General features: G+C 70.2%; 6 protein-coding genes. 3 read left to right on the top strand and 3 right to left on the bottom strand.

Features of this window, described 5'->3' with window-relative positions; all coding sequences use genetic code 11:
* The coding region (locus VFO68_RS06910; protein ID WP_325157327.1) for a metalloregulator ArsR/SmtB family transcription factor at window positions 1–213 on the bottom strand (213 nt) is incomplete at its 3' end.
* Between the two features lie 181 nt (window positions 214–394).
* Between VFO68_RS06910 and VFO68_RS06905 the strand changes: the two genes are divergently transcribed.
* Window positions 395–628 carry a hypothetical protein gene (locus tag VFO68_RS06905; RefSeq protein WP_325157326.1) on the top strand — a complete coding sequence of 78 codons (234 nt, stop codon included), beginning with the start codon at window positions 395–397 and terminating at the stop codon, window positions 626–628.
* Window positions 629–832: 204 nt separating this feature from the next.
* Here VFO68_RS06905 and VFO68_RS06895 read toward each other — a convergent pair whose 3' ends face one another.
* Window positions 833–1,351, bottom strand: a complete 519-nt coding sequence (locus VFO68_RS06895) for a DUF2269 domain-containing protein (RefSeq protein ID WP_325157325.1) — start codon at window positions 1,349–1,351, stop codon at window positions 833–835.
* Complete coding sequence (locus VFO68_RS06890) at window positions 1,351–1,563, bottom strand: hypothetical protein (protein WP_325157324.1); 213 nt, start codon at window positions 1,561–1,563, stop codon at window positions 1,351–1,353. Before VFO68_RS06890 ends, VFO68_RS06895 begins: the two co-directional genes overlap by 1 nt.
* Before the next feature lie 110 nt (window positions 1,564–1,673).
* Here VFO68_RS06890 and VFO68_RS06885 point away from each other — a divergent pair, with 110 nt between their 5' ends.
* Both VFO68_RS06885 and VFO68_RS06880 read left to right on the top strand, forming a co-directional pair.
* Window positions 1,674–2,267, top strand: coding sequence for a TetR/AcrR family transcriptional regulator (locus tag VFO68_RS06885; protein WP_325157323.1), 594 nt, complete (start codon window positions 1,674–1,676; stop codon window positions 2,265–2,267).
* Between the two features lie 223 nt (window positions 2,268–2,490).
* Window positions 2,491–3,264 (top strand): GNAT family N-acetyltransferase, encoded by a 774-nt coding sequence (locus tag VFO68_RS06880; RefSeq protein ID WP_325157322.1) that lies wholly within the window; start codon window positions 2,491–2,493, stop codon window positions 3,262–3,264.
* Window positions 3,265–3,409 lie beyond the last annotated feature (145 nt).

Genomic DNA, 3,409 nt, shown 5'->3' with positions numbered 1-3,409 from the left:
CATCTCATACAGGCGCATCCGGCCCTGCCGGTGCACCTCGACCAGGTGCGCGTCCAGCAGCACGCGTAAGTGCTGGGACACCGCCGGCCGGCTGACCGGCAGCTCCCGCGCGATCTCGGTGACCGAGCACGGCCCACCGGCGACCCGAGCGAACACCCGCCGCCGCGTGGGATCAGCGAGTGCATGCCAGGGGTCGGCGGTCGACGTCACCATGACGCGTAAGCTATCACTTACCCGTCAGGGTGTCGACCCTCGGTTGACCTCGGGTGGCAGCTGATCCCGGGTGCCTACTGGCTGTGGGTTGTCGGGTTGCCGCTGACCGCTGCCGCGGCTTCGGCGAGCGCCGCGAGGAGCGCGGTGGTGGCCGGCGGGTCTGGCGGGTCGCGGCGTAGACGTGCTGGCCCGCTCCGGGGAGCTCGGTTGCCTCGATGCCCTTTGCTCCTGGGGTGTCGTCGGCATCTTCTGCATCTCACTCGACGGCTTCGGCACCGGTGCGGGAGACCGGCTGCACCAGTGGATGTTCGCGACCCGGTCGTGGCAGCAGACCAGCGGTAGTCGCGGTGTCGACAACGTCTTCGCCCAGGAATGGGGTCCGGGTGTCGGCGCCGAGATCATGGGTGCCGGATAGTTCGGCCTCCCGGGAGGGGAGGACGACCCCGACTGGAAGGGCGCGTGGGGTCCCAACCCGCCGTTCCACACCCCGGTCTTCGTCCTGACCCACCACCCGCGTCCGTCGATCGAGATGGAAGGCGGTACGACGTTCCACTTCCTCGACGCTCCTCGCCGACCGGGGTCGTGCATATGACCTTCACGCGTGCCGATTCCTGACCCCCTACTCCGTGGGCGCCACCTGGGGCCGCGGTCGCTGTTGGGTGCGCCAGCCGTGGCGGGTCATGCCGCGGGGTTTGTAGACCGACAGGATCAGGGTGGTGAGCAGCACGACCAGGCCGCCGACGGAGTGCGGCAGCGTGCCCGGAAGTTCGCGGGGATCGGCGCCCGATCCGGCTGCCTCGGCCAAGGCGCGGACGGTGCGCGTCTCCAGCAACAGAATGGTGGTGGCGAACAGGGTGAGCACGAGTTTGACCACGACCCAGTAGTGCCGAAACAGAACCCAGGTGGTGCCCAGCGCGTTGAGGATCGCGATGAGCACGGAGGCCAGGGCGAGCGGGAGGATGACCGTCCACACCGCCACCGCCATCGCCAGATACGCGGCGCGCACCAGCGCGACATCCGCGCTGGTGACCGCCGTGAGGTCAAGCGCGAGGTAGGCGAGGATCGCGCCGAACCATCCCACCGAGGTGGCGATGTGGGCGGTGAGCACCAGCTTGCGCAGCCGCGGCGCCATCGCCATCAATGGCCCCCCGCGGGCGGCCCGGTGACGCTGGCCGGTGGGCTGCCGCCGCCCGGCAGGTGCCGGCCGGGTCCGTGCTGCCCACCCAGGCCGGTGAGCTGCACCACGATGAACACCAGTACCAGCACCCCCACCACGGTGCCGGACACCACTACCCACCGGGGCACCCTCGGCGGTGTGCCGGTGGTCGGATCGCTGGACGGGTCAGGCATGCGAGGGCATCCTCTCAGTGCTTTATCGAGACACTATGTCACTTTATAGAGACATGGTGTCTATAACAAGACACGATGTCGCGACGGATGTCGGTGTGTACCATGACCCGGTGCCGAAGTTGTGGAACGAGACGATCGAGGCGCACCGGCGGGCGGTGATCGACGCGACCCTGGACGCCGCCGCGCAGCTGGTGGCCGAGCACGGGTTGCGTGCGGTGACGATGTCGCAGATCGCCGAGCGCACCGGGATCGGCCGGGCCACGCTGTACAAGTACTTCCCGGACGTGGACACGATCCTGCACGCCTGGCACGAACGGCAGATCGACGCGCATCTGGAGCAGCTCGTCGCGATCCGCGACCAGCCCGGGGAACCCCGCGAGCGGCTCGCGGCGGTGCTCGAGGCCTACGCGTTGATCCAGCACCAGCGGTCGCACCGGCACCGGCACGACCCGCACGGCAGTGAGCTCGCGGCGTTGCTGCACCGCGGTGAGCACCTCGCCCCGGCGCAACAACGGTTGCGCACCATGGTCCGCCAGCTGCTGACCGAGGCCGCGGCAGCCGGCGAGGTCCGCGCGGACATGGCAGTCGAGGAGCTGGCGGGCTACTGCCTGCACGCGCTGGATGCGGCCGGCGGCCTCCGGTCGGCGGCCGCGGTCCGTCGCCTGGTCGCCCTCACCCTCGCCGGCCTTCGCCCCCCGCCCTGACCTCACCGGCCACCTATCGGCGCCTCGCCGGAAATGGTTGGACGGGACGACGTTCGGGCCGTTACCGTGCGCCGGACTGTGGCATTCCGCGAGGACATTCCGCGAGGAGGTGAGACCCATGAACGCTGTATCGAGGTGGGTGCTCCCCTCGTCGTCACGGTCGGGCGACTGATGTAGGTGTCGCCGGGAGCGCCTCGTGAAGGCATCCCGAAAGGCGACACCTATGAACTCTGAACGCACCGCGGTGATCACGCGGGTCGCGGAGCGGCACTGGCACGCGTTGGCCGACGACCGCGTGGTCGGCCGCGGCGAAGCCTTGCCCAGGCCCGACGGACGGATCTTCCTCAGCATCGACGCGTGGCACGGCGCGGTCTTCGACCAACTCGCCGATGCCATGCTCCCGGCGCTGCCGAAACCGCTGTACACGGTGGTGGACGAGGCCGACCTCGACTTGACGTCCCATTGGGAGCGAGCCGGTTTCACGACTCGCCACCGCGAATGGGAGTACCTGGTGCCCACCGACCCGCGGGTCACGGGACTCGGCTCGGTGACACTCCCGTCGGGCGTGACCATGCTGGCGGTCGGCGAGGCGGACGCGGATCGGCTGCGGGCGCTCGACCGCGCGGTCCGCGACGAGGTCGAAGCCACCGTCGGATGGCAGGCGATGCCGGCTGAGGTGTTGGTCCGCCCGGACGGCGCCACCCTGGTAGACCCGTCGAAGCACGCGGTGGCCGCGGAGCCCGATCGCTACGTGGGGCTGGTCCGGGTGGTGCAGGTGACCCGGCAGCCACGGATCGGGCTGATCGCGGTCCGGGCCGACCGGCACCGCCGCGGCATCGCTCGGGCCCTGCTCGCGCACGTGCTGGGTGCGCTGCACCGCTCCGGAACCCCCACCGCATCGGCCGAGGTGAACGAATCCAACCGGGCGGCCCTGGCGCTGTTCGAGGGCGTCGGCGCCCGGCGGGCGGGCAGCAACCTGGAACTGATGCTCCACTGAGGACGGAGAAGCTCAGCCCATACGGCCTCACCCGCGGCCGGATCCGCTTCCGGTACCGGACGTAGCAATCGTCGACCCGAACCGGGCGTGCACGGAGAGGCGGCAGTTGACCGGCAGTTGGGGCGGTACGCGCATGCGGACAGAT

This window comes from Actinophytocola sp. (assembly GCF_035712165.1).
Classification (GTDB): Bacteria; Actinomycetota; Actinomycetes; order Mycobacteriales; family Pseudonocardiaceae; genus DASYTH01.
This window is presented reverse-complemented; position numbering and strand designations above follow the sequence as displayed.